Origin of the sequence: Arthrobacter sp. SLBN-53 (assembly GCF_006715585.1) — a bacterium.
GTDB classification, from domain to species: domain Bacteria; phylum Actinomycetota; class Actinomycetes; order Mycobacteriales; family Mycobacteriaceae; genus Mycobacterium; species Mycobacterium neoaurum_A.
The window spans coordinates 2,851,118-2,876,934 of sequence record NZ_VFNN01000001.1 but is presented as its reverse complement, the minus strand read 5'-3'; the positions used below and the strand labels follow the sequence as shown (position 1 = coordinate 2,876,934).

At 67.6% G+C, this 25,817-nt stretch carries 26 protein-coding genes; 16 read left to right on the top strand and 10 right to left on the bottom strand.

Features of this window, described 5'->3' with window-relative positions; all coding sequences use genetic code 11:
- Positions 1–3 precede the first annotated feature (3 nt).
- The 3 genes from FBY28_RS25770 to FBY28_RS13815 form a co-directional block, all read right to left on the bottom strand.
- Entirely contained in the window at positions 4–159 is a 156-nt protein-coding gene (locus tag FBY28_RS25770; protein ID WP_160145482.1) for a hypothetical protein, read from the bottom strand.
- Between the two features lie 86 nt (positions 160–245).
- Positions 246–1,199: a GGDEF domain-containing protein gene (locus tag FBY28_RS13820; RefSeq protein ID WP_216847680.1), complete on the bottom strand. Its 954-nt coding sequence runs from the start codon at positions 1,197–1,199 to the stop codon at positions 246–248.
- 142 nt (positions 1,200–1,341) lie between these two features.
- Positions 1,342–1,761: a nuclear transport factor 2 family protein gene (locus FBY28_RS13815; RefSeq protein ID WP_141867633.1), complete on the bottom strand. Its 420-nt coding sequence runs from the start codon at positions 1,759–1,761 to the stop codon at positions 1,342–1,344.
- A gap of 93 nt (positions 1,762–1,854) precedes the next feature.
- On the opposite strand from FBY28_RS13815, the gene FBY28_RS13810 reads away from it, so the two are divergent.
- Positions 1,855–2,640, top strand: a complete 786-nt coding sequence (locus FBY28_RS13810) for a TetR/AcrR family transcriptional regulator (protein ID WP_141867631.1) — start codon at positions 1,855–1,857, stop codon at positions 2,638–2,640.
- A 6-nt stretch (positions 2,641–2,646) separates the two neighbouring features.
- Here the strand turns inward: FBY28_RS13810 and FBY28_RS13805 are convergent, their stop codons facing one another.
- Entirely contained in the window at positions 2,647–3,831 is a 1,185-nt protein-coding gene (locus FBY28_RS13805; protein WP_141867629.1) for an alpha/beta hydrolase family protein, read from the bottom strand.
- A gap of 165 nt (positions 3,832–3,996) precedes the next feature.
- Between FBY28_RS13805 and FBY28_RS13800 the strand changes: the two genes are divergently transcribed.
- The 3 genes from FBY28_RS13800 to katG all read left to right on the top strand — a co-directional run bounded on the left by FBY28_RS13800 (position 3,997) and on the right by katG (position 7,911).
- Positions 3,997–5,178 (top strand): transporter substrate-binding domain-containing protein, encoded by a 1,182-nt coding sequence (locus tag FBY28_RS13800; RefSeq protein WP_216847678.1) that lies wholly within the window; start codon positions 3,997–3,999, stop codon positions 5,176–5,178.
- Between the two features lie 84 nt (positions 5,179–5,262).
- Positions 5,263–5,682, top strand: a complete 420-nt coding sequence (locus FBY28_RS13795) for a Fur family transcriptional regulator (protein ID WP_216848091.1) — start codon at positions 5,263–5,265, stop codon at positions 5,680–5,682.
- A gap of 42 nt (positions 5,683–5,724) precedes the next feature.
- Positions 5,725–7,911 (top strand): catalase/peroxidase HPI, encoded by a 2,187-nt coding sequence (gene katG, locus FBY28_RS13790; protein ID WP_174241626.1) that lies wholly within the window; start codon positions 5,725–5,727, stop codon positions 7,909–7,911.
- A gap of 166 nt (positions 7,912–8,077) precedes the next feature.
- Here katG and FBY28_RS13785 read toward each other — a convergent pair whose 3' ends face one another.
- Positions 8,078–9,022 carry a DUF808 domain-containing protein gene (locus FBY28_RS13785; RefSeq protein WP_141867623.1) on the bottom strand — a complete coding sequence of 315 codons (945 nt, stop codon included), beginning with the start codon at positions 9,020–9,022 and terminating at the stop codon, positions 8,078–8,080.
- Positions 9,023–9,123: 101 nt separating this feature from the next.
- On the opposite strand from FBY28_RS13785, the gene FBY28_RS13780 reads away from it, so the two are divergent.
- Positions 9,124–9,624 (top strand): pyridoxamine 5'-phosphate oxidase family protein, encoded by a 501-nt coding sequence (locus FBY28_RS13780; RefSeq protein ID WP_141867621.1) that lies wholly within the window; start codon positions 9,124–9,126, stop codon positions 9,622–9,624.
- Here FBY28_RS13780 and FBY28_RS13775 read toward each other — a convergent pair.
- The 4 genes from FBY28_RS13775 to FBY28_RS13760 all read right to left on the bottom strand — a co-directional run bounded on the left by FBY28_RS13775 (position 9,621) and on the right by FBY28_RS13760 (position 12,143).
- Complete coding sequence (locus tag FBY28_RS13775) at positions 9,621–10,418, bottom strand: acyl-CoA thioesterase domain-containing protein (RefSeq protein ID WP_141867619.1); 798 nt, start codon at positions 10,416–10,418, stop codon at positions 9,621–9,623. The genes FBY28_RS13780 and FBY28_RS13775 overlap by 4 nt on opposite strands.
- A 5-nt stretch (positions 10,419–10,423) precedes the next feature.
- Positions 10,424–10,690, bottom strand: coding sequence for a GNAT family N-acetyltransferase (locus tag FBY28_RS13770; RefSeq protein WP_141867618.1), 267 nt, complete (start codon positions 10,688–10,690; stop codon positions 10,424–10,426).
- A complete protein-coding gene (locus tag FBY28_RS13765) occupies positions 10,680–11,636 on the bottom strand; it encodes a pirin family protein (RefSeq protein WP_141867616.1) in 957 nt (318 codons plus the stop codon). The genes FBY28_RS13770 and FBY28_RS13765 overlap by 11 nt, the downstream gene beginning before the upstream one ends.
- Positions 11,637–11,852: 216 nt before the next feature.
- Entirely contained in the window at positions 11,853–12,143 is a 291-nt protein-coding gene (locus FBY28_RS13760; RefSeq protein WP_141867614.1) for a WhiB family transcriptional regulator, read from the bottom strand.
- Positions 12,144–12,455: 312 nt separating this feature from the next.
- Here FBY28_RS13760 and FBY28_RS13755 point away from each other — a divergent pair, with 312 nt between their 5' ends.
- Complete coding sequence (locus FBY28_RS13755) at positions 12,456–13,178, top strand: hypothetical protein (protein ID WP_216847677.1); 723 nt, start codon at positions 12,456–12,458, stop codon at positions 13,176–13,178.
- Positions 13,179–13,191: 13 nt separating this feature from the next.
- Here FBY28_RS13755 and FBY28_RS13750 read toward each other — a convergent pair whose 3' ends face one another.
- Positions 13,192–14,451: a MinD/ParA family ATP-binding protein gene (locus FBY28_RS13750; protein WP_141867613.1), complete on the bottom strand. Its 1,260-nt coding sequence runs from the start codon at positions 14,449–14,451 to the stop codon at positions 13,192–13,194.
- A 139-nt stretch (positions 14,452–14,590) separates the two neighbouring features.
- Here FBY28_RS13750 and FBY28_RS13745 point away from each other — a divergent pair, with 139 nt between their 5' ends.
- The 10 genes from FBY28_RS13745 (at position 14,591) to FBY28_RS13700 (ending at position 25,780) form a co-directional block, all read left to right on the top strand.
- Positions 14,591–15,445 carry an ESX secretion-associated protein EspG gene (locus FBY28_RS13745; RefSeq protein WP_019512287.1) on the top strand — a complete coding sequence of 285 codons (855 nt, stop codon included), beginning with the start codon at positions 14,591–14,593 and terminating at the stop codon, positions 15,443–15,445.
- Between the two features lie 8 nt (positions 15,446–15,453).
- Positions 15,454–15,966 carry a hypothetical protein gene (locus FBY28_RS13740; protein WP_141867610.1) on the top strand — a complete coding sequence of 171 codons (513 nt, stop codon included), beginning with the start codon at positions 15,454–15,456 and terminating at the stop codon, positions 15,964–15,966.
- A complete protein-coding gene (eccA, locus tag FBY28_RS13735; protein ID WP_141867608.1) occupies positions 15,959–17,677 on the top strand; it encodes a type VII secretion AAA-ATPase EccA in 1,719 nt (572 codons plus the stop codon). The genes FBY28_RS13740 and eccA overlap by 8 nt, the downstream gene beginning before the upstream one ends.
- 3 nt (positions 17,678–17,680) lie before the next feature.
- Entirely contained in the window at positions 17,681–19,231 is a 1,551-nt protein-coding gene (eccB, locus tag FBY28_RS13730; protein ID WP_141867606.1) for a type VII secretion protein EccB, read from the top strand.
- Positions 19,228–21,465 carry a type VII secretion protein EccCa gene (gene eccCa, locus FBY28_RS13725; protein ID WP_141867604.1) on the top strand — a complete coding sequence of 746 codons (2,238 nt, stop codon included), beginning with the start codon at positions 19,228–19,230 and terminating at the stop codon, positions 21,463–21,465. The genes eccB and eccCa overlap by 4 nt, the downstream gene beginning before the upstream one ends.
- Entirely contained in the window at positions 21,462–23,243 is a 1,782-nt protein-coding gene (eccCb, locus tag FBY28_RS13720; RefSeq protein ID WP_141867602.1) for a type VII secretion protein EccCb, read from the top strand. The genes eccCa and eccCb overlap by 4 nt, the downstream gene beginning before the upstream one ends.
- Before the next feature lie 148 nt (positions 23,244–23,391).
- Positions 23,392–23,688, top strand: a complete 297-nt coding sequence (locus tag FBY28_RS13715; RefSeq protein ID WP_141867600.1) for a PE domain-containing protein — start codon at positions 23,392–23,394, stop codon at positions 23,686–23,688.
- A 64-nt stretch (positions 23,689–23,752) separates the two neighbouring features.
- Complete coding sequence (locus FBY28_RS13710) at positions 23,753–25,069, top strand: PPE family protein (RefSeq protein ID WP_216847676.1); 1,317 nt, start codon at positions 23,753–23,755, stop codon at positions 25,067–25,069.
- 91 nt (positions 25,070–25,160) lie between these two features.
- Complete coding sequence (locus FBY28_RS13705) at positions 25,161–25,463, top strand: WXG100 family type VII secretion target (RefSeq protein WP_019512279.1); 303 nt, start codon at positions 25,161–25,163, stop codon at positions 25,461–25,463.
- A gap of 29 nt (positions 25,464–25,492) precedes the next feature.
- Positions 25,493–25,780: a WXG100 family type VII secretion target gene (locus FBY28_RS13700; protein WP_019512278.1), complete on the top strand. Its 288-nt coding sequence runs from the start codon at positions 25,493–25,495 to the stop codon at positions 25,778–25,780.
- Positions 25,781–25,817 lie beyond the last annotated feature (37 nt).

The window sequence follows — 25,817 nt, the reverse complement described above, 5'->3', positions numbered from 1 at the left end:
CGCTCAGTCGCAGTTGACGCAGACCCCGGTCAGGGACAGCTCCAGCCCGCACGGGCACCGCTGAGCGGCGCGCCGCACGTCACCGGTGCGCAGCCGTGGTCGCTCGGCGGATTGTTCGGCCTCGGGCGGTGATTCGGAACGCTCATCCGTCGACGGCACGCCACCGACGATAGGTCGGGTGAGCGTCACCGGCGAGAGATGACAGTTGAAATCCCCTTGAACACTGCGTGTTCAGCTGAAGGTCATCACAGCGCGGGAGCCTCATCGGCCGGCGGCCGGGGTTTGTTGTCCTTGGCCAAGTACAGGTCGCGGTCCGCGGCGGCCAGCAGTTCGGCGAACGCGACGGTGTCGTAGGTGGCTCCCACGGCGACCCCGTTGCTCACTCGAATCGGCCCGTCGCCGCTGAGCGTGTCGGCGAGCACCCGCGCCCGGGATTCGTCGTAACCGGTGAGCACGACGACGAATTCGTCGCCGCCGAGTCTGGTCACGAGCGCACCGTCGGGCACCTGGGTGGTCCAGCGCCCGGTGAGTTCGGTCAGTACTGCGTCACCGGCGGCGTGGCCGTCGCGGTCGTTCACCGACTTGAAGTCGTCGATGTCCAACACGATGACAGCCAGCGTGTCCTTGCGTCGCCGAGCGCGGGGTAGCAGGTCGTCGAGTGCGCGATTCAGGCCTGCCCGGTTCCAGACGGTGGTCAGCGGATCACGGTGTCCGAAATCGAGCAGGGCCGAGTGCAGCAGCCCGATCACCTCGGCGATGCCCATGATGCAGACGGGGAACATCAGCAACCACAGCGGCGGGACCGGGGCGGGGGCGATCAGCAGCCCCACATCCGCGCCGAGACCGAGCGCGGCCGTGACCAGCCGGGCCGTCCGAGTGCGGTGCCAGCTCCTGACGAACACGGCGATGAGGATCAGCGGGATCAGTGCCCAGACCTGGGCGGCCAACTCGCTGTGACTGATGAGGGCGATCGGCGGCGCGGCGCACGCACAGAACAACGCCACCCGATAGCGCCACCCGGTGGCCGGCCGGGGCGCCGCGGCCAGTAGTCCGACGGCAACCAGCGATGTCGCGATCCATTCGCCCCACGCGTCGGTACGCCCGAGCGAGCTCAGGATCGCCAGCGCGTAGAAGATCAGGCAGACCGTCAGATAGATGAGCAGGATGCGGCGGCGCAGCACCGTATTCAATACCGGCACCACCACCTCGCCCCCGCCAAGTCCCCATTCCGGCATCCCGATTGTGCACGTTCCTACCGGATGACGCACGCGTTGGGAAATGCCGGGCAACGGACGGATTGCCGCCGGGGGCCACGCAAGCGGTTGCGCGGCGCCCGTGAGTTCAGAAGTCGGACCAGCCGCCCTGCACCATCGTCTGGAACTTCCAGGTACCCGCGCATTTCACCAGCAGGTCGCCGTAGCGCACCTGCTGGCTGCTATCACCCATCGTGATGGTGGCATCGGTGACGACGAAGACCAGATTCTCGTTCAGGAAGGTCGGCGTGCGTACCGACACCATGTCGACCTGTTCTGAACCACCGAGCTCGGACGTCATCTGCGCGATGTAGCGGGCGCGGTCATAGGATTCGGCCCTCCCGTCGCTGACCTCATTGAGGGGGAACATCGCCTGGTCGGCCATTGCCTCGACATCTTTGGCGACCGCAAGCTCATCGAAATGCTCGAACCAGGCAAGGACGCCGGCGACGTCGGCGGGGCTCGGGGTGTATCCGGTGGGTGCGGGGTCGGTGCTGGGTGTGGTCATGGGCTCTCCTCGATTTGCTAACTCCGTACAATGTACGCCGTACAGAGTACGGAGTTTTCCCGACGCCGTCTACGATCGACCGAGCAGCGAAAGGTGGATCGGCAATTGCCCAGCAACAAGGAGCGCTCCAGCGCGGGAGATCCGGTGCGCACCCTCGAGCTGCTGTGGCGCAGGCCCTCCGGTAAGCCGATGCGTGGTCCCCGCCAGCGCATGACCGTCGATCAGGTGGTGGAGGCCGCCATCGGCATCGCCGACGAGCAGGGTCTGGCCCAGTTGACGATCCGCGCGGTGGCCGCCGCGCTGGGCGCGGCGCCGATGGCCATCTATACCTATGTGCCGGGCAAGGCCGAGTTGCTGGACCTGATGCTCGACGCCGTCTACCGACAGATGCCGCGCACCGAGCTCACGGGAATGTCCTGGCGAGACAAGGTTTCAGCCATCGCCGACGAGAACCGGGCGATGCTGGCCCGCCACGGATGGGTCGTCGGTCTGCCCACCACCCGGCCGCCGCTCGGCCCGGGGATGATGGCCAAGTACGAACACGAATTGAGCGCCTTCGACGGCCTCGGGCTGACGGATCTGGAGATGGACGCGGCCCTGACCCACGTGCTCGGTTTCGTCGACTCGGTATCCCGGATCGCGAGCGAGTCGCGCGCCGCGGCCGAGGACAGTGGTGAATCCGATGATCAGTGGTGGCAGCGGGTCGGCCCGCTGCTGGAGAGCGTCCTCGACGCCGAGCGCTACCCGCTTGCCGTCCGGGTCGGCGCGGTGGCCGGGCAGACCCACCACAGCGCCTATGACGCCACACACGCCTACGACTTCGGGCTCGCCCGAATTCTGGACGGATTCGCCGTACTCATCGAGCGTCGCGGTACCTGATCGGACTCAGAGCCCGAAGGCGTTGCGCAGGAAGGGCGTCGAGTCCGCCAGCGAGGCCAGCACCGTTCCGCTGTGGTCCTCCTCGGGATACACCTTCAACTCGACGTTCTGGTTGTTGGCCACCAGCTGGTCATAGAACGCCAGCGTCGAGGCAGGCGGCACATCACGATCCAGCAGGCCCACGCCGAGGAAGATCGGCCGGTCATAACCGGTGACCGGGGTGCCCATGAACGCGTTGAGCGCGTCCTCGATGCCCGGGATGCTCAGCAGCGGCTTGGTGAACATGGCCGCCGGGCTCAGGTGGGCCAGTTCATCGGTCAGCGGGTGCACGCACACCGTCTCCGCCCGGTCGGCCGCCTGGAGACCGGCCGGTGACAGCACGCTGTTGACGTCCAGGTCGGGGCGTGCCTCCCGCAGGGCGGCGAGGATGTAGGCCGTGTACGCGTTGGCGACCGGGCCGAGTTCGGGCAGCTGCAGTTCCGGGCCGGCCTGGGCCACGAACTTCTGGATGTTGGCCGGCGTCCCGGTGGCGACGACGCCGCGGTAGTCCAGCCCGCTGCCGGCACTGAACTCGGTGGCCCATCGGGCGCTCGCCACCGCCGCGCCGCCACCCTGGGACTGTCCGACGATCGCCCATTTGGGCGAAAGCGACAGCGGCATCTTGTGGGCGGCGATGACCGAGTCGATGACGCCGTGCGCGGTGGTCACGCTGTTGAGGTAGCTCATCAGCCCGGGTGTCCCGAGTCCGGCGTAGTCGCTGGCCACCACGACATAACCCTGGTCCAGCCAGTGCGACAGGTACTCGTTGTCGCGCGGGGTGCGCGGCAGCGCCGAGGGGGTGCAGTCGTCGCCGAGCCCGACGGTGCCGTGCGCCCACGCGATCACCGGGTAGCCGCCGGCCGGTGCGGGTGCGTGCGGGACGAATACCGCAGCGGTGCTCACGGCGGGAGCGCCGTGCTGATCGGTGGTGGAGTACAGAATCCGGTACGCGGCCCCCGCACCGGTCAGCGACAGCTCGGGGGCCAGCTCGACGGTCTCGATGAGGTTGCCTGCGGCGGGGATCGGTCCTGCATAGAAGCGGGCATCCAATCCCGACCAGTTCGGTGCGACCGCCTGTGCCGCCGCGGGTATGGCCAATGCGATTGTCGAGAAAAGCAATACGAGAATCCGCGCGACATGTCGAAGAGCCATGCCGCACACCCTAGTGGGACCCTGGTCGGCGCACGGGCACCCCGTGGCGGCCGGGGTATGGTCGAACGGCGCTGGGCTCCGGTTCAGCCCGTTGCCAGATTCTGCGCTGGCGCCCGTGACGAGATGATGACGAGGGGCCCGTCGGCCCGGACTGCGAGACCACCGATGCCGAGCGCACCAGACCAACCGACATCGCCACCCGCGCGGAGCCGGATCCCACGTCTGGCCGCATGGCTGTTGGTGCTGGCCGGCGCGGCGCTGTTTGCTGCCGCGCCCACCGCCGCCGAGCCGATCCCGGATCAGGAACCCGAGCCGCGATCGACCACCGTCGCGGTGCACACGCTCGAGCCGTTCGTGATGCGCACCGGCAACGGGGACCTGACCGGATTCAGCATCGAGTTGTGGAACGACATCGCCAAACGTCTCGGCTGGTCCACCGAGTACATGGATGTCGGCAGCGTCGGTGGTCAGCTGTCGGCGGTCGCGTCCGGGCAGGCCGATGTCGCGGTCGGCGGCATCTCGCTGACCGCCGATCGCGAGCGCTCGTTCGACTTCTCCCATCCCACGCTGGATGCGGGCCTGCAGATCATCGTTCCGGTACACGACACCCGGCCGTCGATACCGGGCCTCGGGGGATACCTGGACCTGCTGCTGTCGCGGACCATGCTGATCTGGCTCAGTGCCGCCATCGTCGTCAGCGTCGTACCGGCGCACATCTATTGGCTGATCGAGCGTCGCAGTCCCGAACCGGTGATCGCGCGCGCCTACCTGCCGGGCATCTTCCAGGCGTTCGGCTGGGGTATCGGATCGCTGGTCGGCAAGAACGCGACCACGGCGACGCGCACCGTCACGCAGGCGCTGGCGATCCTGTGGGGTTTCGCCGGGATCGTCTTCGTCTCGTTCTACTCGGCGAACCTCAGTGCCAGCCTCACCGTCGCCAAACTGGACGCCAAGATCGCCGGACCCGCCGATCTGTACGACAAGTCCGTTGCCACCGTCGGCGGCACCACCGCCGCGGAATACCTGCGCGACCTGGGTATCGAGGCCACCCTCACCGACACCATCGAGGAGTCGTATCACCTGTTGCGCGAGGAGGGTTACGACGCGGTCGTCTTCGACGCGCCGACACTGCGCTATTACGTGGCCCACCGCGGCGAGGGTGTCGCGGTGATGGCAGGTCCCGTATTCCACGACGAGGATCAGGGTTTCGTGATGGGATTGGACAGCCCGTTACGCAAGCCGGTCAACCAGATCCTGTTCCAGATGCGTGAGGACGGCACCTACAACCTCATCAAGAAGAAGTGGTTCGGCGACGACATCGCGACCACCGCGGCCGATCCCAACTGAGGTCGCCCCCCGAAACCTTATCTTGACTAATTCCAGAAAAGGGACCAGACTCGTCGTGTGGCGACCGCGCAGGACTTCCAGCAGATGCTGCGGGGCGCATCGCTTCGAGTGACGCGCCCGCGCATCGCGGTGCTCGGTGCCGTTCATCGGCATCCGCACGCCGATACCGATACGGTGATCCGGGCCGTGCGCGCCGAACTCGCCGATGTCTCGCATCAGACCGTCTACGACTCGCTCAACGCGTTGACCGCCGCCGGCCTGTTGCGCCGCATCCAGCCGACGGGTTCGGTGGCTCGTTACGAGTCCAGGGTCGGCGACAACCACCACCACGTCGTGTGCCGCTCATGCGGCGTCATCGCCGACGTCGAGTGCGCGGTGGGGGAGGCTCCCTGTCTCACCGCGGCAGACGACCACGGTTTCACGATTGACGAGGCCGAGGTCATCTACTGGGGCCTGTGCCCCGATTGCATTACCGCACAAGAACTTCAGCCGCACGTCGGCTAGAAGTAAGAAACCAGTCCGACAGCCCCGGAAAGGATCTACCACGTGCCCGAGACAAGTCCCCCGATCGGTGAAGCACAGACCGAACCCACAGAGGCGAAATGCCCGATGGTCATCAAGCCGCCGGTCGAGGGTGGCAGCAACCGTGACTGGTGGCCCAACGCGGTCAACCTGAAGATCCTGCAGAAGGATCCCGAGGTCATCAACCCGCACCCCGGATTCGATTACCGCGAGGCCGTGCAGAACCTGGACATCGCAGCGCTCACCGCCGATGTCGACGCCGTGATGACCGACTCGCAGGACTGGTGGCCCGCCGACTTCGGCCACTACGGCCCGTTCTTCGTCCGGATGACCTGGCACGCCGCAGGCACCTACCGCGTCGCCGACGGCCGCGGCGGTGGCGGTAAGGGTATGCAGCGCTTCGCCCCGCTCAACAGCTGGCCCGACAACGTCAGCCTGGACAAGGCGCGCCGGTTGCTCTGGCCGGTCAAGAAGAAGTATGGCAAGCAGCTTTCCTGGTCGGATCTGCTGGTGTTCGCCGGTAACCGGGCGCTGGAGAAGATGGGCTTCACCACCGCGGGCTTCGCGTTCGGCCGGCCGGACTACTGGGAGCCCGAGGAGGACGTCTACTGGGGCGCCGAGCACGAGTGGCTGGGCAGCCAGGAGCGTTACGCCGGCGCCAACGGTGACCGCACCAAGCTGGAGAACCCGCTTGGCGCCAGCCATATGGGCCTGATCTACGTCAACCCTGAAGGGCCGGAAGGCAATCCGGACCCGCTCGCTGCCGCCACCGATATCCGCGAGACGTTCGGCCGGATGGCCATGAACGATGTCGAGACCGCGGCGCTGATCGTCGGCGGCCACACCTTCGGCAAGACCCACGGCGCCACCGAGGTCGAGAACGGCCCCGAGCCCGAGGCCGCCCCGCTGGAGAGTCAGGGCCTCGGCTGGGCCAACTCCGGTGTCGGCAACGAGACCGTCAGCAGTGGCCTCGAGGTGACCTGGACGCACACCCCGACCAAGTGGGACAACAGCTTCCTGGAGATCCTGTACGGCAACGAATGGGAGCTCGTCAAGAGCCCGGCCGGTGCCTTCCAGTGGCAGCCCAAGGACGGCGGTTGGGCCAACTCGGTGCCGATGGCCCAGGGCAACGGCCGCACCCACCCGGGCATGCTGACCACCGACCTCACGATGCGGATGGATCCGGGCTTCGAGAAGATCACCCGGCGCTGGCTGGATCACCCCGAGGAGCTGGCCGAGGAATTCGCCAAGGCCTGGTTCAAGCTGCTGCACCGCGATATGGGACCGGTGAGCCGTTACCTGGGCCCGCTGGTTCCTCGGCAGACGTGGTTGTGGCAGGACGTCGTCCCGGCAGGCACCCCGCTCTCGGATGCCGACGTGGCGACGCTCAAGTCGGCGATCGCGGACTCGGGCCTGACTGTCTCGCAACTGATCTCGACGGCCTGGAAGGCTGCGGCGTCCTACCGCAACAGTGATATGCGCGGTGGCGCCAACGGTGGCCGCATCCGGTTGCAGCCGCAGATCGGCTGGGAATCCAATGAAACCGACGAACTGACGCCGGTGATCGCCAAGCTCGAGGAGATCCAGGGCTCGGCCGGAGTCGACGTCTCCTTCGCCGACCTGGTGGTCCTCGGTGGCGTCGTGGGGTTGGAGAAGGCCATCAAGGCGGCCGGCTTCGATGTCGCGGTGCCCTTCACCTCCGGTCGTGGCGACGCCACCCAGGAGCAGACCGACGTCGAGTCGTTCGCCTACCTGGAGCCCAAGGCTGACGGTTTCCGCAACTATGTGGGCAAGGGCCTGTCGCTGCCCGCGGAGTACCAGCTGATCGACAAGGCCAATCTGCTGGGTCTGTCGGCTCCGGAGATGACCGTCCTGATCGGCGGACTGCGGGTGCTGGACACCAACTTCGGTGGCACCAAGCTCGGTGTGTTCACCGAGAACCCGGGCGCGCTGACGAACGACTTCTTCGTCAACCTGCTCGACATGGGCACCAAGTGGGCGCCCTCGCCTGCCGATGACGGCACCTATGTCGGTACCGATCGTGCCAGCGGGGCCGAGAAGTTCACCGCCAGCCGGGTCGATCTGCTGTTCGGGTCGAACTCCCAGCTGCGGGCCTTCGCCGAGGTGTACGCCGAGGACGAGGCCAAGCAGAAGTTCGTCGAGGACTTCGTCGCCGCATGGACCAAGGTGGCCAATTCCGATCTGTTCTAGGCGGACCTGAACCAATCTGCAGCCCTCGATCCAGGCCGGTTCCTTCGGGAACCGGCCTGGTCGTGGTTTTGCGGGCATCGGGCATTCAGTGTCGCCGAACCTGAAGAAGATGCCGAAGAATGCCCGAATTCTCACAATCTTGTGCAGATTCGGCGCGAAAGGCCGGCTAGTGCGCGGCGGCCTTCTTCTTGCCCAACGGCAGCACGTGCACGATCAGCGCCACCACGGCGCCGATGAGCAGTCCGAGCACCGCCGAGATCCCGGTGTTGACCAACCAGGCCACCCCGCCCTCGAACACGCCGATGGCATGCGCGGTCCAGTGTTCGGCGTCGTGGACCAACTCGTACGGCGGTCGCAAGCCGGCCTCGTAGCTCTGCGCCAGCAGGATGTGGCCGCCCACCCACAGCATGGCCACCGTCCCGACGGTGGACAACGTCGAGAGCACCTTGGGCATCGCGGCGACCAGTCCGCGCCCCATCTTCTGCGCGAAAGCCGAGCTGCGTTGTGCCAGCGCCAATCCCGCGTCGTCCATCTTCACGATGAGCGCGACGACGCCGTACACCGCCGCGGTGATCACGATAGCCACGATCACCAGGCTGGCCAGGCGCAGCCAGAACGTCTGCTCGGCCACCTCGTTGAGTGCGATGACCATGATCTCGGCGGACAGGATGAAGTCGGTGCGGATGGCCCCGGACGTCATCGTCTTCTCGACGTCCTCACCGGCCACCGCCGCCGGTGCGGCGTGCCCGTCACCACCGGAGATCGCGCCCCACACCTTCTCGGCGCCTTCGAAGCACAGGAACGTCGCCCCGGCCATCAGCAGGTAGGGAAGTGCCCACGGCGCGAAGATGCTGAGCAGCAGCGCGGCGGGCAGGATGAACACCAGCTTGTTGCGCAGCGACCCGATGGCGATGCGCTTGATCATCGGCAGCTCGCGGTCGGCGGTGATTCCCTGCACGTACTGCGGTGTCACCGCGGTGTCGTCGATGACGACGCCAGCCGCCTTCGCCGTGGCCCGCCCGGCGGCGGCACCGATATCGTCGACCGACGCGGCGGCAAGGCGGGCCAGGGCGGCGACGTCGTCGAGGAGTCCGAAAAGGCCTGCGCTCATGCCTCCGAAGGCTAGCGGGTACGACGGTCGGTGGCGACGTCACCGCGAACACTGGGGATCCGGTGCCGAACAGCGCCGTGAGCACCTGATAAGGATTGGTGATGGGAATCAATCAGCGCTCCAAGATCGTGATGTCCGATGAGGAGATCGCCGAGTTCATCGATCACAGTCGCACCGCCACCATGGCCACGGTGTTGCCCAACGGCCGTCCGCACCTGGTGGCCATGTGGTACGCCGTCCTGGACGGGGAGATCTGGTTCGAGACCAAGGCCAAATCGCAGAAGGCGGTCAACCTGCGGCGCGACCCCACCATCACCGTGATGATCGAGGACGGCCACACCTACGACACCCTGCGCGGTGTGTCGATCGACGGGACCGCGGAGATCATCGACGACCCGGAGACCAACATGCGCGTGGGGATCAGCGTGTGGGAGCGCTACACGGGGCCGTACTCCGAGGACGTCAAACCGTTCGTCGAGCAGATGATGAACAACCGGGTCTGCGTGCGCGTGGTGCCCGGGCGCACCCGCAGCTGGGATCACCGCAAGCTCGGCATGCCCGCAGTTCCGTTGGGCGGCAGCACCGCTCAATACCTGGGTTAGGCCGGCGGCGGGGCGAACCCCGGACTGACCAGCGCGGTGGCGATCCCGCTGCCGATCGGGCCCGCCCGGTCGGACAGCGTTGCCGTCCCGGTGGCCACCCCGGCATCGGCGTAGTGGGTCAGCGCGCTCAGCCCGATATCGGGGCCTTCCGGCAACCGGCTGAGTGTCAGCGTGTAGTCGGCATTGATGTAGAGCAAGCCGTCGGGACCGAAGTGCGTCAGTGAGCTGACCACATCGCCGGCGATCGCCGCGTGGGCGAACGGTGTCATGGGCTGACCGTCGACCAGTGCGGTGTTGGTACGTAACCAGACGTGTTTCGGGCCGCGGTGCGCCCAGGCGCTCAGATCGGAACTGGTGCCCGCGCCGTACGCGATCACCTGCATGGGCGCGCCGGTGTGCGGGTGGTCGGGCTCGGGTGGCTCCGGGATGTCGACCGGATGGGTCCAGATGTCGGTGCGCGGGGCCGGCCCGCGGCACAGGTAGAGCACGCTGGCGCGAGCCACCGGCCGGCCGTCCTGGGTCGCCGTCGCGTCGATCACGATGATCCGCCGCCCCGCCCGCACGGTGGTCGTGCTGACGGTGAGCGGGGCCAGCGCCGCCGGCCGGAAGAGGTCGACGGTCAGCCGGGCGGGTTGAAAATCGGGGTGACCGTGGTCGCGGTCGACGACGAAACCGAGCAAGCCGCCCAGGATGTTCCCGCCGATGGTCTGGCCCCACGGGCCGCGGGCGATGCTGGTGGGTGTGTAGCGGTCACCCTCGGCGATGAAATAGGCGGCGGGCCGGGAGTTCGGCACGGACGCTAGGGATTCTTGGCCAGATACGCGGTGACCATCGAGCAGTAGGACTCGATCTGCAAACCCGCCGCGCGGGTGGCCGCGACGGTCTCGCCGACCAGTTGGGTGCCCAGGCCTCGGCCGCCGAACGCGGGATCGATCTCGGTGTGGGTGAACACCCGGACCCCGTTGCGATCGTGGAAGTCGATGAGACCGACCTGCCGCCCGTCCAGTGCGATGGTGAAGCGGTTCTCACCGGGGATCACCACGGCCGCCTGCTGTTCAGCGCTCACGGGGTTTGAGCCTAGTGCCGGGCATACCGGGCGCAGGCAATCGGTCGATGGCGCCGCGGTAGCCGATGACCTCCCCGAACTGATCGGATCGGTCCTGCCACGCCTGCCGGTAGGCCACGATCTCGTCGTGGCTGCGGCCGACGAAGTTCCACCACATCAGCAGTGCCTCGCCGAACGGTGGCCCGCCCAGCAGGATCACCCGGGCCGGCTGCTCGCCGCGATTGACGATCTGCAGCCGATCGCTCCCGGGGGACCGATAGGCCAGGTCGGCCCGGCGCAGGGTGACCTGATCGATGTCGACGGCACCCTCGTCGAGCAGCACGCCGTGTTCGAAGGACGGATCGACGGCCAGGAGGACCGACGCCCGAGGCGCGATGTCCACCTGCGCACCCAGGAGCGGGGTGAAGGTGTGCACCGGCGAGCGGTCGCCGGCGAGCTCACCGAGAAAGACCCGCACCGTCGCGCCATCGATTGCGCGTGGTTCGGGTACGTGGTGGGCGAAGTCCCGTGCGGTGTGCCGGTCGCTGTCGGGCAGGGCGACCCACAGCTGGACGCCGTGCAGGGTCGTGGTCTCGGGTGTGGCCACCTCGGAGTGGCAGATGCCGGCACCGGCCGTCATCAGATTGAGCTCTCCTGGCCGCACCGCCGCGTGCACACCATTGCTGTCACGATGCTCGATCTCACCGTCGAAAAGCCAACTGACGGTCTGCAATCCGGTATGCGGATGCGGAGGTACGTCCATTCCGGCGGACGTCCGGATGTCCTGGGGTCCGTAGTGATCGGCGAAGCACCAGGCGCCGATCATCGAGCGTTCGCGCGCGGGAAGGGTGCGGCGTACCGTCATGGCCCGCGGCCCGCCGAGTGGCACCTGGCGAGCCTGCAGGATGCCCGTGAATGAGGAAGGGCGGCAGGCCACTTCGTCGGGAGCGGGATCGGCATTGCTCATCGGGCCAAGCCTAGCGATGGTTGGGGGACGGTGCCGGCATGTCGCCTCTCGGCAAGTGGTCGCTCGAAGCGACGATATTTCAGTGGTACCCGGGGCATGTCCGGCACCGTCGGAACAGATCAACCGATCGGTGCGGCGCGGTATTCCACCGGCCGTCGGTCGGGTGCCGCTCCCGCTGCCTGCGCCCCTCGTCGACGGCAGCGGGAACGGCCCGTCTCAGGCCGACTCGAGGAAGAGTCGACGCGCCCGCACCGGGTAGCCGTTGCGCTCGGCCAGTGAGCGCAGTTGCTTGAGTGCGAACGTGCGGCCGCGGCCTGCTTCGGGGATGACGATTCCGGCCCACAACCCCTCGGCGCGCGGAAGCTCACAGGCCTCCCGTGCACACGCCCACCGGCGTGGGCACATCCGGCAGACCGTCTTGGCGTCCTCGTCGGCGGTGATGGTCCAGCGTTCCGGATCGCGGGTGCATTCGCCCACCGGCAGTCCGTCCAGGCCCAGTGCGTTCATGGTGTCTCCTCGTGCGGCGGCGGCAGGAGTGCCGCGATGTCGACGAATGTAGAGCACTAACCGTAGCGATGCAACAGTTAGGCGAATGCAGGGTGCAGCGGTTCGTGGCTGCCGCACCGCATCAGCCACGCAAATCGGCAGCTGAACGAGTTATTTGCGAAAATCGCCAAGAACGCCGTGCAATGGTCAAACCGTCGCATTGATTCGGTACGGCAGGCGCCGCAGGGCCGATACATGCACCCCGAGCCATAGCAGTGCTACGGCTTTGGCTACGATCTGCCTACCCAGTTCGGGGACCAGAAGGGACATGGCGTGGTCGAGACCGGGAACGGCGAGCCTGCCGATGACCCCGGCATGGCCCGGGCGGGGGCTGCCGCGGCCGCCCGTCGTCGCGAACTGAACGTCAGCCAACGCCGTCTCGCGGCCGATGGTGTGATCAACGCCGGTGCACTGATCGCGTTCGAGAAGGGACGCAGCTGGCCACGGCTGGCCACCCGTGCCAAGTTGGAGTCCGTCCTGCAATGGCCGCCGGGCACCATCGAACGGATTCGCCGGGGCGAGCCCACCGGCCCCGCTGCGCCCGCGCGCCCACAGCCCCCCGCCGCCGACGAGCTGCCGTTGATCGCACAGGCCGTCGTCGCGGCCGCGAACACCTTCGCCGGCAGCATCGAGGCGCTACCGCCGGTCACCGACCCCGGGTTCACCGGACGGGCCACCGCGATCCTGGCCGACCTGCGTCAGCTCGAAGCGGTCGCGGCGCGGGCGGCGCGCATCCAGTTGACGCCCGAGCTCATCAGGGCGTTGAGCGGGGTGCGCAGCCGGATCGACGAACTGACCTTGCGGGCCGCCGAGGCCCCGTCGGCGACGCTGGGCCAGCGGCTGTACGCCGCACGGCGCCGGGCCAACCTGACCGTCGGTGAGACCGCGATGGCCGCCGGTGTTTCCGACGACGCCATCGTGGGGACCGAGGCGGAACGGCCGCCGACCGAGGCCGAGGTCGCGGCCATCGAAGCGCTGATGGCCCAGATCGACTGAGCCGAGCCCGCTTTCAGAAACGCTCGCGGTGGCGATCGTCGCTGGTGGGAAAGTGTGCCGCCAGTGCGGCGGCGATCTCGACGAACTTGCGCCGGGTCGGCGCGGACATCGTGGCGGTGCCCGCGATGACGCCCCCGGGACGTAGCTGATGGTCGAAGGGGACCTCCACCACCGCCTGGCCCTGCCCGGCGAACTGTTGGGCCAAGATGGTGCGCGTGCGTTTGTCGGCATGACCGTCGGAATCGTTGAGCACCACCACCGTGCGCTGCAACAGTCCGGTCAGCCCCCGCGCGGCCAGCCAATCCATCGTCTGGCCCGCCGCCGCGGCGCCGTCGACCCACGGTGAGGACACCACGATCAGGGCGTCCAGGTCGCGCAGCGCCTCCTGGGTCACCGGACTGTCCATGGTGGAACTGCAGTCGATGATCGAGATGGAGAAGTGCCGGTCCAGCCGGGACGTGGCCTCCCGATAGATCGCCGGATCGAGAACCCGTCGCCGTGCCGGTGTCGCCTCGCCGGCCAGGACGAAGAGACCGGCGGCATTGTGGCCCACACGGCCGCGGATATCGGCGAAGGTCTCCAGATGTTCGTCGGCGGCAAGCTCCCAGTAGGACCCGACGGCCCGGGGATCCACCCGGCTGCCGAGCTTGCCGAACGCCGTGTCCGCGTCGATGGCCACCACCCGGTCGTCCTGGCGCAGTTCGGCCAACACCGAGCCCACGCTGGCCGACACCGTCGTCTTACCGACGCCGCCCTTGCCCAGCACGCCGATCTTGTAGTGCCCGCGCAACACACCGCGGATCCTCGCCTCCAGTTCGGCCTCGCGGACCTCCGCCGGTGACGGCCCGAGGTTGATCAGTCCGAACGACGCGCGCAAGACCAGGCGCCGCCAGCCGCGCCCCGGCGCCGGCTTGCTGGTCGGCACCAGTTCCGCCACCGTAATCCGTTCGGCGTAGGAACTCGGTGGGGCGGGCGGCGGAGCGTGCTGCGCGGGCCACGATTGCGGCGGGTAGGGCGGCCGGTGGGAATTGCCCGCCGGCGGAGCCGGGCGTGCCTGCGGCGGCCACGGCGGCGGAACCTGACGCTGCGTGGGGATGGGGCCGGTCTCCGCACTGTCACCGGCCTGTCCGCGCGGTGTGTCATCGCGGTCGGTCAAGGCGATCTCCTCGTTCGATGTCTCCTCCAGTATCGACCACTGCCCGGCATCGCCGAGGTGATCCGACCCGCGGCGGCCGCCCGTGGCACCGCGTGTGGCCTGCCCAAATTCGTGCATCTGGGGTACTCCGGGCGCTGCTAGGGTCGGGTGGGCAAACACGCGCCGGGCCGGTTTTCACGCGAAATCCGCCGGATTCGGTGCGCGCGGGCCGTCACGACGCGACGATGGTTCTCCGAGGGGGAGGGGGATGTAGCCGATGACCAGTTCTTTCGCCGGACACGGTGAACCCACGCACTATGACGACGTGGTCGCCGTCGAGGTCACGATCGACGGCATGCTCGTCATCGCCGATCGGCTCCAGCTCGAGGAGTTCCCGCCTGCATTGGGTATCCGGCCCAACATCCCCCAGCCCGATCTGCGGGAGAAGGTGTGGGACCAGGTCGCCCGCGATCTCACCGAGCAGGGCGTGCTCGACGCGTTCGGCGCACCGCATCCCGAGGTCGCGGCGATGTCCGACACCCTGTCGCGACCCGACCGGACCCTGGAATGCCGATGGTGGCGACGCGATGTCGGCGGCAAGATGGTCCGGTTCGTGGTGTGCCGCAAGGGTGATCGTCATGTCATCGCCGCGCGCGACGGTGACTTGCTGGTTCTGCAGCGGGTGGCCCCGCAGGTCGGGCTGGCCGGGATGGTCACCGCGGTGCTCGGCCCCGCCGAGCCGGCGGATGTCGAGCCGATGACCGGGGTCACCGCCCGGTTGGCCGAATCGCGCACGCCCAATCAGCTGTCCCAGTTCGGGATCTCGCCGGCGTCGGCGCGCACCTACGCCGACGCGACGGCCAACCCGAACAGCTGGGTGGAGATCACCGCCGCCGAGCGGCACTCCGGGGGCACGTACACCCAGGCCGATGTCGCTGCCGGCGTGCTGGATTCGCCGCTGGGCCGCATCGTGTCGATCCCACGCAAGGTCAACGGCGAGCTCTACGGGAGCTTCCTGGCCGGTACCCAGGACAACCTCCAGCGCGCGCTGGACGGCCTGATGTCCTTTCTGCCCGCCGGGGCCTGGTTCGAGGCGAAGGCCGAGCCGACCTACTACGACGACGGAGACTGAGCAGCTTCATGATGGGCAACCAGCCCTTTGACGATGACGACGAGGTCGATACCGAGGACGGCGAGGACATCGGTGGCGGCCTCGCCGCGTTCGACGACATCTTCGAGGTCCCCGCACCGCACCCGGCCCCCGAACTCGACGCCTTCGGAGTGGACTTCGGTGCACCCGAGGAATCGGTGGGTGAGCCGTTGTTCACGGTGACCAACCCGCCTGGCACCGTCACCGTCTCGGCATTGCTCGACGGTCGTATCCACCGCATCGAACTGTCGCCGGAGGCGACCACCGAGGCCGATTCGGAGGCCCAACTGGCCGCCGAGATCGTCGTCATCGCCGACCTTGCCAACCAGCAGGCCCGCTCCGCGCAGTTCTCCTACGTGCTCGAAGGAATGCAGGACCATGGCCACGACGCGGCGGACACGCGCGAGTTTTTGACCCGCAGCGTCGGTCTGCCCTCCCCGGAGCAGGCCGATGCCGCCCGGGCGCAGATCTTTGCGACCAGGTATGCAGGTGACCATGAGTGATCACCTGGTAGCCCTGTTCGGATCGGCGGTCGGCATGCTGCCCAGCGCTCCTGCTCGCTCCCTGGAACTGTTCACCGAGATCACCGCGGCGGACGAGACGGCGTGCGACGCGTGGGTGGGCCGGATCCGGTGCGGTGACTCCGACCGGGCGACGCTGTTCCGAGCCTGGTTCTCGCGGAACAACTTCGGGCAGCTGGCCGGTGCTGCCGAGATATCGATGAACAGTGTGGGGGCGCGCATCCCCATCGGCGGCATGTTCGGCGACATCACCTACCCGGTCAACTCACCGCTGGCGATCACGATGGCGTTCGCCGTGCGGGAGGCGGCCGAGGGCAACCACGCCGACGCCATGGAGGCGCTCGACGACGCCCCGGCGATGGGCGGCGAGTATCTGGTGTCATGGATCCGCGCGGTCATCTACGGAGCGGCCGAGCGCTGGACGGATGTCATCGACGAGGTGCGCTCCGCCGGGAGCTGGCCGGACAAGTTCCTGGCCGCCGCGGCCGGTGTGGCGCACGGCGTGGCGGCCACCAATCTCGGTCTGTTCACCGAGGCCGAACGGCGTCTCACCGAGTCCAACTCGTCCCCGGCGGGTGAGGCCTGCGCCCAGGCCATCGCCTGGTACCTGGCGATGGCGCGCCGCAGTCAGGGCAACGAGGATGCCGCCATGGCGCTGCTGGAATGGCTGCAGGCCACTCATCCCTCGCCGAAGGTGACCGCGGCACTGCGTGATCCGTCCTACCGCCTGGTCACCACCACCGCCGAGAAGATCGCCCAGCGCACCGATCCGTGGGATCCGGGCAGCGTCGTGGCCGACACCTCCGGGCGGGAGAAGCTGCTGGCCGACGCGCAGGCCGAACTGGACCGCCAGATCGGGCTGAGCCGGGTCAAGGAGCAGATCGAGAAGTACCGTGCGGCAACGCAGATGGCCAAGATCCGCGCGGCCCGCGGGATGAAGGTGGCCCAGCAGTCCAAGCACATGATCTTCACCGGACCGCCGGGCACCGGCAAGACCACCATCGCCAGGGTGGTCGCCAACATCCTCGCCGGCCTCGGCGTGATCCCCGAGCCCAAGCTGGTGGAGACCTCGCGTAAGGATTTCGTGGCCGAGTACGAGGGACAGTCCTCGGTGAAGACCTCGCGCACCATCGACCGCGCCCTCGGCGGCGTGCTGTTCATCGACGAGGCATACACCCTGGTCCAGGAACGCGACGGCCGCACCGACCCGTTCGGTACCGAGGCGCTGGACACCCTGCTGGCGCGGATGGAGAACGATCGCGACCGGCTGGTGGTGATCATCGCCGGGTACAGCAATGACATCGATCGGTTGCTCGAGACCAATGACGGCCTGCGGTCCCGGTTCTCCACCCGCATCGAGTTCGACTCCTACGCACCCGACGAGATCGTCGACATCGCCAAGGTGATCGCCGAAGCCAACGACTCGCGACTCAGCGAGGAGGCGGCCAAGCGGGTGCTGGATGCTGCGACGCTGCTGGGTGACCGTTCGCTGGGCGGAAAACCCGCACTCGACATCGCCGGAAACGGCCGGTACGCACGACAATTGGTGGAGGCGGGTGAGCAGAGCCGGGACATGCGGCTGGCCCGGTCGCTGGACTTCGAGACCCTCGGTGTGGAACAGCTCAGTGAGATCAGCGGTGAGGACATGGCCGCCGCGATCGACGCCGTGCACGCCAGGCTGAACATCGGATAACCCATGGCAGGATTCCGGCTCACCACAAAGGTCCAGGTCAGCGGCTGGCGCTTTCTCTTGCGTCGTGTCGAGCACGCCATCGTGCGCCGCGACACCCGGATGTTCGACGATCCGCTGCAGTTCTACAGCCGCGCGGTCATGTGCGGTGTCGTCATCGCCGTCGTCATCTGCATCGGCGCCGCGCTGCTGGCGTACTTCAAACCGCTGGGCAAACGCGGTTCGGACACCTTGTTGGTCGATCGCACCACCAACCAGCTCTACGTCATGGTGCCCGGATCCGACAGCATCCGGCCGGTCTACAACCTGACCTCGGCGCGGTTGGTCCTCGGTAACGCCGCCACACCGTCGGCGGTCAAGTCCGAGGAGCTCAACCGGATGACCAAGGGGCAGCCGATCGGCATTCCCGGTGCCCCGTACGCCACCCCGGTGGGCGCGCCGACCTCGACATGGTCGTTGTGCGACAACGTGATCAAGCCCGAGAGCGTCGCGCCCCAGGTGCAGACGTCGGCGTTGGTGATGCCGTTGGCCATCGACGCCTCGGTGGGGCCGTTACGCCCGAACCAGGGTGTGTTGGTCACCTATCAGAATCTGACCTGGTTGGTGACCGCCGATGGCAGGCACGCCATCGACATGGCCGACCGGGCGGTGACCTCCGCCGTCGGCATACCGGTCACCGCGCGCGCCACCCCGATCTCGGAGGCACTGTTCAACGCCCTGCCCAATGTCGGGCCGTTGAAGCTGCCTGCCGTGCCGGGTGCGGGCGCGCCGAACACTCTCGGGCTGGCGCCCAATCTGGTGATCGGGTCGGTCTTCCGGACCCTGAACAACGATGTCGAACAGCGGTACGTCGTGCTGGCCGACGGTGTCGCCAAGGTCAACGGGACCACGTCGGCGGCGTTGCGCGCGACGAACTCCTTCGGGCTGATCACGCCGCCGTCGGTGGAGGCCAGCGATGTCGCCAGCATCCCCGAGCAGGTGTTCGTCTCCCCGCTGCCCGACGAGCCGATGGACATCCGGCTGCGCGCGGATGCGCCGACGCTGTGCTGGTCGTGGCAGCGCGATCCGGGCGACCAGGGACCGCGCCAAACCGTCATCAGCGGCCGACACCTGCCCGTGCCCCCCAGCCGGATGAACAGTGGGATCGACCAGATCTCGGGCAATGCCACCGTGTACATCGACGGCGGCCAGTACATCAGGTTGCAGTCGCCGGACCCGCGATACGGTGAAAGCCTGTATTACATCGACCCGCAGGGTGTGCGCTACGGGCTGCCCAACGAGGACACCGCCGCGTCGCTGGGGCTCCACGGACCGCTCACGGCGCCGTGGCAGGTGGTCAGCTGGCTCATCGACGGTCCGGTGCTGTCCAAGCAGGCCGCCCTGCTGGAGCATGACACCCTGCCGCCGAGCCCGAACCCCCGAAAGGTCACCGGCGAACTCGCCGCGCCGGCCGGTGCTGCGGCTCCGGCCGCGGGTGTGCCCGCGCCCGCGCCGGGCGGCAACCTACCCGCCCAGGCTCCCGGATCGCCGCTGCCGCCGGAAGGAGCAGGTGGATGACCACCAAGAAGTTCACCCCGATCATCAAGCGCGGCCCTCGGCTGACACCCGGTGAAATCACCATCACCCCACCGGATGACCTCGGGATCGACATTCCGCCCTCGGGTATCCAGAAGGCGCTGCCGTGGGTCATGGGCGGCGGCATGCTGGGCATGATCGGGATCATGATCTTCACCGGCATCCGGCAGCTTTCGCCCTACATGCTGATGATGCCGCTGATGATGATCATGGCCACGGTCGGCTTCATGGCCGGTGGCGGGCCGGGTGGCAAGCGCGTCCCCGAGATCAACGCCGACCGCAAGGAGTATCTGCGTTACCTGGCGGGCCTGCGGACCCGCGTCACCACCTCGGCTGCCGCGCAGGTCACCTTCTTCAACTACCACGCACCGCATCCCGAGGATCTGCTCTCGATCATCGGTACCAACCGGCAGTGGTCTCGACAGACCAACGCCGACTTCTATGCCGCTGTCCGCATCGGTGTCGGATCCGAGCCCGCCGTCGATCGTTTGCTCAAACCATCTGTGGGCGGTGAGCTCTCGGGTCCGGCCGGCGCGCCGCAACCGCATCTGGAGCCCGTCAGCCACATGTGGCTGATCAAGTTCCTGCGTACCCACGGCCTCATCCACGACTGCCCGAAGTTGGTGCAGCTGAGAACATTCCCGACCATCGCCGTCGGCGGCGACGGTGCCCGGGCGGCGGCACTGCTGCGCGCCATGATCTGCCATCTCGCGGTGTTCCATCCGCCGGACCTGCTGCAGATCAGGGTGCTGACCGACAATCCGGAGGATCCGGATTGGGCGTGGCTCAAATGGCTGCCGCATGTGCAGCATCAGACCGACACCGATTCCGCGGGTGCGACGCGGCTGGTGTTCACCCGGCCCGACGGGCTGGCCGACCTGACCGCCCGCGGCCCGCACACCGCCGATGCCGCGCCGAGTGGGCCCTACGTGGTCGTGATCGACCTGACCGGGGGCAAGGCCGGGTTCCCCGTGGACGGCCGGGCCGGCGTCACGGTCATCACGCTCGGCAATCACCGCGGATCGGCCTACCGGATCCGGCTGGCCGACGACGGCACCGCCGACGACCGGTTGCCCAACCAGACCTTCCGGCTGGTCGCCAACACCGCCGACCAGATGACGCCCACCGCGGCGGGTCGGGTGGCGCGCAAGCTGGCAGGCTGGTCGATCACCGGCACGATCATCGACAAGAACACCCGGGTGCACAAGAAGGTCGCCACCGAGTGGCATCAGCTGGTCGGCGCGCAGTCGGTCGAGGAGGTGACCCCCGCCCGGTGGCGGATGTTCGCCGACACCGACCGCGACCGGCTCCGGATCCCGTTCGGCCACGAGCTCAAGACCGGCGACATCATGCACCTGGATATCAAGGAGGGCGCCGAGTTCGGTGCCGGCCCGCACGGGATGCTGATCGGTACGACGGGTTCCGGCAAGTCGGAGTTCCTCCGGACCCTGATCCTCTCGCTGGCCGCCACCCACCACCCCGATCAGGTGAACCTGCTGCTCACCGACTTCAAGGGCGGCTCGACATTCCTGGGCATGGAGAAGCTTCCGCACACCGCGGCGGTGGTCACCAACATGGAGGAAGAGGCGGAGCTGGTCAGCCGCATGGGCGAGGTGCTCTCCGGTGAACTCGACCGCCGCCAGTCCATCCTGCGCCAGGCCGGTATCCAGGTGGGCGCGGCCGGCGCGCTCTCCGGCGTGGCCGAATACGAGAAGCACCGCGAGCGCGGTGCCGACCTGGCCCCGCTGCCGACGCTGTTCGTCGTCGTCGACGAGTTCGCCGAACTGCTGCAGAACCACCCGGACTTCATCGCGCTGTTCGACCGGATCTGCCGCGTCGGCCGCTCGCTGCGTGTGCACCTGCTGCTGGCCACCCAGTCGCTCAATACCGGCGGCGTGCGCATCGACAAGCTGGAACCCAACCTCACCTATCGAATCGCGTTGCGCACCACCAGTTCCGCGGAGTCCAAGGCGGTGATCGGAACCCCGGAGGCGCAATACATCACCAACAAGGAAAGCGGCGTCGGCTTCCTGCGGGTCGGTATGGAGGACCCGGTGAAGTTCCGCAGCGTCTACACCGGGACCAACTATGTTCCGGCCGCGGCGATCACCACCAACGGGGATTCCGCGCCCCGGATCCAGGTGCCCAGTCAGATACGGATCCAGCCCTTCACGGCCGCGCCCATGATGGATGCCTCGGGAGTGACACAACGATGACGTCCACAGAATCCGAGCCGCGCGTCTTGCGCGAAGTGGTGCTCGAACAGTTGACCACCGGTGAGGTGCGGGCCTACAAGATGTGGCTGCCCCCGTTGACCGATCCCACACCGGTGAACGAACTCGTCGAGCGTGATCAGTCCCGGCCGTTGCGGTTCGGGCTGGGCATCATGGACGAGCCGCGTCGGCACCGCCAGGAGGTGTGGGGGATCGACGTGTCGGCCGCGGCGGGCAACATCGCCATCGGTGGGGCACCGCAGACCGGCAAGTCGACGTTTCTGCAGACGTTGGTGCTCTCGGCGGCGGCCACCCACACCCCGCGCCAGGTGCAGTTCTATTGCATCGACCTCGGTGGCGGCGGGTTGATGTACCTCGAAGACCTGCCGCACGTCGGCGGGGTCGCCACCCGCTCGGAGCCCGACCGGGTCAACCGGGCCGTCGCAGAGATGAAAGCCGTTCTGCGACAACGCGAGGCGATGTTCAAGCAGTACCGCGTCGGCTCCATCGCGTCGTACCGGCAGATGCGCGAGGATCCCAATCACCCGGCGTTCCACGATCCGTTCGGTGACGTGTTCCTGGTGATCGACGGCTGGCCGGCATTCGTCGCCGAGTTCCCGGACCTGGAGCCGGTGGTGCAGGACCTGGCCGGGCAGGGACTGGCATTCGGTGTACACACCATCATCTCCACCCCGCGCTGGACCGAACTGAAATCGCGGGTCCGCGACTATCTGGGCACGAAGGTCGAGTTCCGGCTCGGTGATGTCAACGAGACCCAGGTCGACCGGATGACCCGCGATATCCCGGCCAACCGTCCGGGCCGGGCCATCTCGGGGGAGAAGCACCACCTGATGATCGGTGTGCCGCGTCTGGACGGCGTGCACAGCGCCGCCGATATCGTCCCGGCCATCACCGCGGCGGTGGATCACATCGCCTCCCTGCACACCGACGAGGCACCCCGGGTCAGGGTGCTGCCCGAACGCATCCATCTGCGCGAACTCGATCCCACGCCGCCCGGCCCCGATGCCGACTACCGCACGCGGTGGACCATCCCGGTTGGCATCCGGGAGTCCGACCTGTCGGTGGCCTACAACAACATGCAGATCACGCCGCATCTGCTGATCTTCGGGGCGCCGAAATCGGGGAAGACGACGATCGCGCATGCGGTCGCCCAGGCGATCTGTTCCCGCAACAGTCCCGAGCAGGTCCGGTTCATGCTGGCCGACTACCGGTCGGGCCTGCTGGATGCGGTGCCGCAGAGCCATCTGCTCGATGCCGGGGCGGTGAACCGCAACAGCGCCTCGTTGGAGGAATCCATCAAGGCGCTGGCCGTCAACCTCAAGAAGCGGCTGCCGCCGCCGGACCTGACCACCGCCCAGCTGCGGGCCCGGTCGTGGTGGACCGGCCCGGACGTGGTGCTGCTGGTCGACGACTGGCACATGATCGTGGCGGCGTCCGGGATGGTGCCGCCGATGACACCGCTCGCGCCGTTGCTGCCCGCCGCGGCGGATATCGGACTGCACATCGTGGTGACCTGCCAGATGAGCCAGGCGCACCGGGCCACGATGGACAAGTTCGTCGGCGCGGCGTTCGGTGCCGGATCCCCGACCCTGTTTCTTTCCGGCGAGAAGACCGAGTTCCCCTCGAGCGAGTTCAAACTCAAGCGCAGGCCCCCTGGCCAGGCACTTCTCATCTCTCCCGATGGCAAAGAGGTCGTTCAGGCCGCCTATATCGATCCCCCCGCAGAAGAAGTGTTCGGAGCACCCCCGAACGGTGGTTAATATGGATTGGTAGCCACTCAGCGAAATTGACGGTGGCTAGGCAGCAAACGGGGTCGGGGGAACGATTCTTATGAAACAGAGCACTATTTCTGTCTCCCTTCTCAGTTTTTGCATCCAGGCTTTTCCGACGATGTGAGGAGGCACGCAAATGCAACCGATGGCACACAATCCCGCTGTTCTCGGTGTCGGGAACCAGGTGATTGCGAACGGATCCCGGGGTTTGGCCACGGGAACCGCAGCCACCGCGGAGGCGTCGGCGCTGTTGCCGGCCGGTGCGGAAGAGGTATCTGTGCAGGCAGTCCTGGCGTTCGCCAGTGAAGGCGCACAGATGGCGGCGCTGAATGCGTACGCCCAGCAGGAGCTGGCGCGTGCCGGAGCCGCGTACCTCGAGGCCACCGGTATCTATACGACCGCCGACGCCGAGGCCGCCGCGACGCTGTCCTGACCGGGACGAGCGAATAACCCGCTATCGAGACTGAGTCCAGCAAATGGTTGCCTCAATTCCGCCTGTGCCGTTTGTGTACGGGGCACTGCCACCGGAGGTGAACACCGGCCGGTTGATGGCCGGTGCCGGTGCGATGCCCATGTATCAGGCTGCTGCCGCCTGGGAGGCCTTGGCGATTGCGTTGGAGACGCAGGCCGAGGAGCTCTCGGCCAGCCTCGCCTCGCTGGCGGGTTCCTGGCAGGGCGGGGCCAGTGAGCAGGCGATCCAGGCGACCACGCCCATGATCGTCTGGTTGCACACCGCTGCCCTGCAGGCCCAGAAACGGGCCATGCAGGCGATCGCCCAGGCGAACTCGTATCTGTTGGCCATGGCGGTGACTCCGCCGTTGGTCGAGATCGAGGCGAACCACGTGACGCATGCGGTGCTGGAGTCCACCAACTTCCTCGGTGTGAACACCGTGCCGATCGGGGTCAACGAGTTCGACTACTTCGTGCGGATGTGGACGCAGGCGGCCGTCGCGATGCATGGTTACCAGGCGGAGACGGCCGCGAACATCATGTTCGAGCCGATCCCACCGCTGAAGCCGATCGTGATGCCCGGTGTCGGTGAGGCAGCCCTGGGGTTCGCCTCGGGAAAGATCGCCGCCACCCTGCCGGGGTCGGCGATGCGCGAGCTGGCGTTCGCTCAGGTGGCGGCGCAGGCCAGTATCGAATCCGCGGCGCTGCATGTCGGCCGTGCCGCGGCGAACAGCAACGCGGCGATGGTGTCGGCGCAGACCCAGGCGCGCAAGGGCGAGAACACCGCGCAGCAGGCCCAGGGCGAGCCCGAGCAGTTGATGCAGGGTGCACAGCAGGGTGCGCAGATGGGGATGCAGGTCGCCTCGCAGGTGGGCTCGATGCTTGCGCAGGCTCCGCAGCAGATGATGCAGACGGTCACCCAGCCGATGCAGCAGATCCTCGCACCGATGCAGCAGGTCAGTTCGATGTTCGGCCAGCTCGGTGGCGGTCTGAACAAGGGTGCGCAGTTCGGGCTGATGGGTGCCAGCCCGTTCTCCAATCATCCGTTGGCAGGCGGGACCGGGGCCGGAGCGGGCGCCGGACTGGTGCGCGCGGCGTCGTTGCCTGGCGCCGGCGGCACGCTGGCCAGTACACCGCTGATGAGCGGGCTGCTCGGACAGCCGGCAGGGGCGGCGGCCCCGGTCGGTGCGGCAGCCGGTGGCGCCGGTTCGGGGTTGGCCCCGGTCGGCAACGGCGCCGGTGGTGGACCCATGGGGGGCATGGGGCAGGGAGCGAAACGCGGTACGAATCGGCAAGGCCTGGCGGCGCCGTCCGCCCTCGCTCATGACCTGGGTGAGGACGAGGACGAGGACGACGACTGGTGAACCGTCTACCGACACAAGACTTCCCGGCCGAGGGGGCTGGAAGACTCGCCATCAGTGGTGAGGACACTGGAAAACAGAAAGAGTACCGAGCATGGCACAGATGAATACAGATGCCGCTGTCCTCGCCAAGGAGGCGGCCCACTTCGAGAGCATCTCCGGCGAGCTCAAGGGTGTTATCTCGCAGGTCGAGGCCACCGGTGGTGCGCTCGCGGCCCAGATGGTCGGTCAGGCAGGCACCGCGGCACAGGCCGCGCTGCTGCGCTTCCACGAGGCCGCCGCGCGACAGGTTCAGGAGCTGAACGACATCTCCCAGAACATCCAGACTTCGGGCATGCAGTACACCACCGCGGACGAGGATCAGGCCGGCACGCTGTCGTCGGCCATGAACCTCTGACCTCTACCAACTTCCAAAGGAGATAACACATGTCGCAACAGGTTTGGCAGTTCGGCGGTATCGAAGGTTCCGCCGGCGAGATCAACGGCGCCGTCGGCGTCACCCAGGGTCTGCTCGACGAGGGCAAGGCCTCGCTCGCCTCGCTCGCCTCGGTGTGGGGTGGCTCGGGTTCGGAGGCTTACCAGGCCGTGCAGATGCGGTGGGACAGCACCTCCGCGGAACTGAACGCCGCGCTGCAGAATCTCGCGCAGACGATCAGCGAGTCGGGACAGCACATGCAGCAGATCGAGCATGGCGTCACCGGGATGTTCGCCTAGTCCAAGCGCACCAAGGGGTGGGCGGATTAGCCTTTGG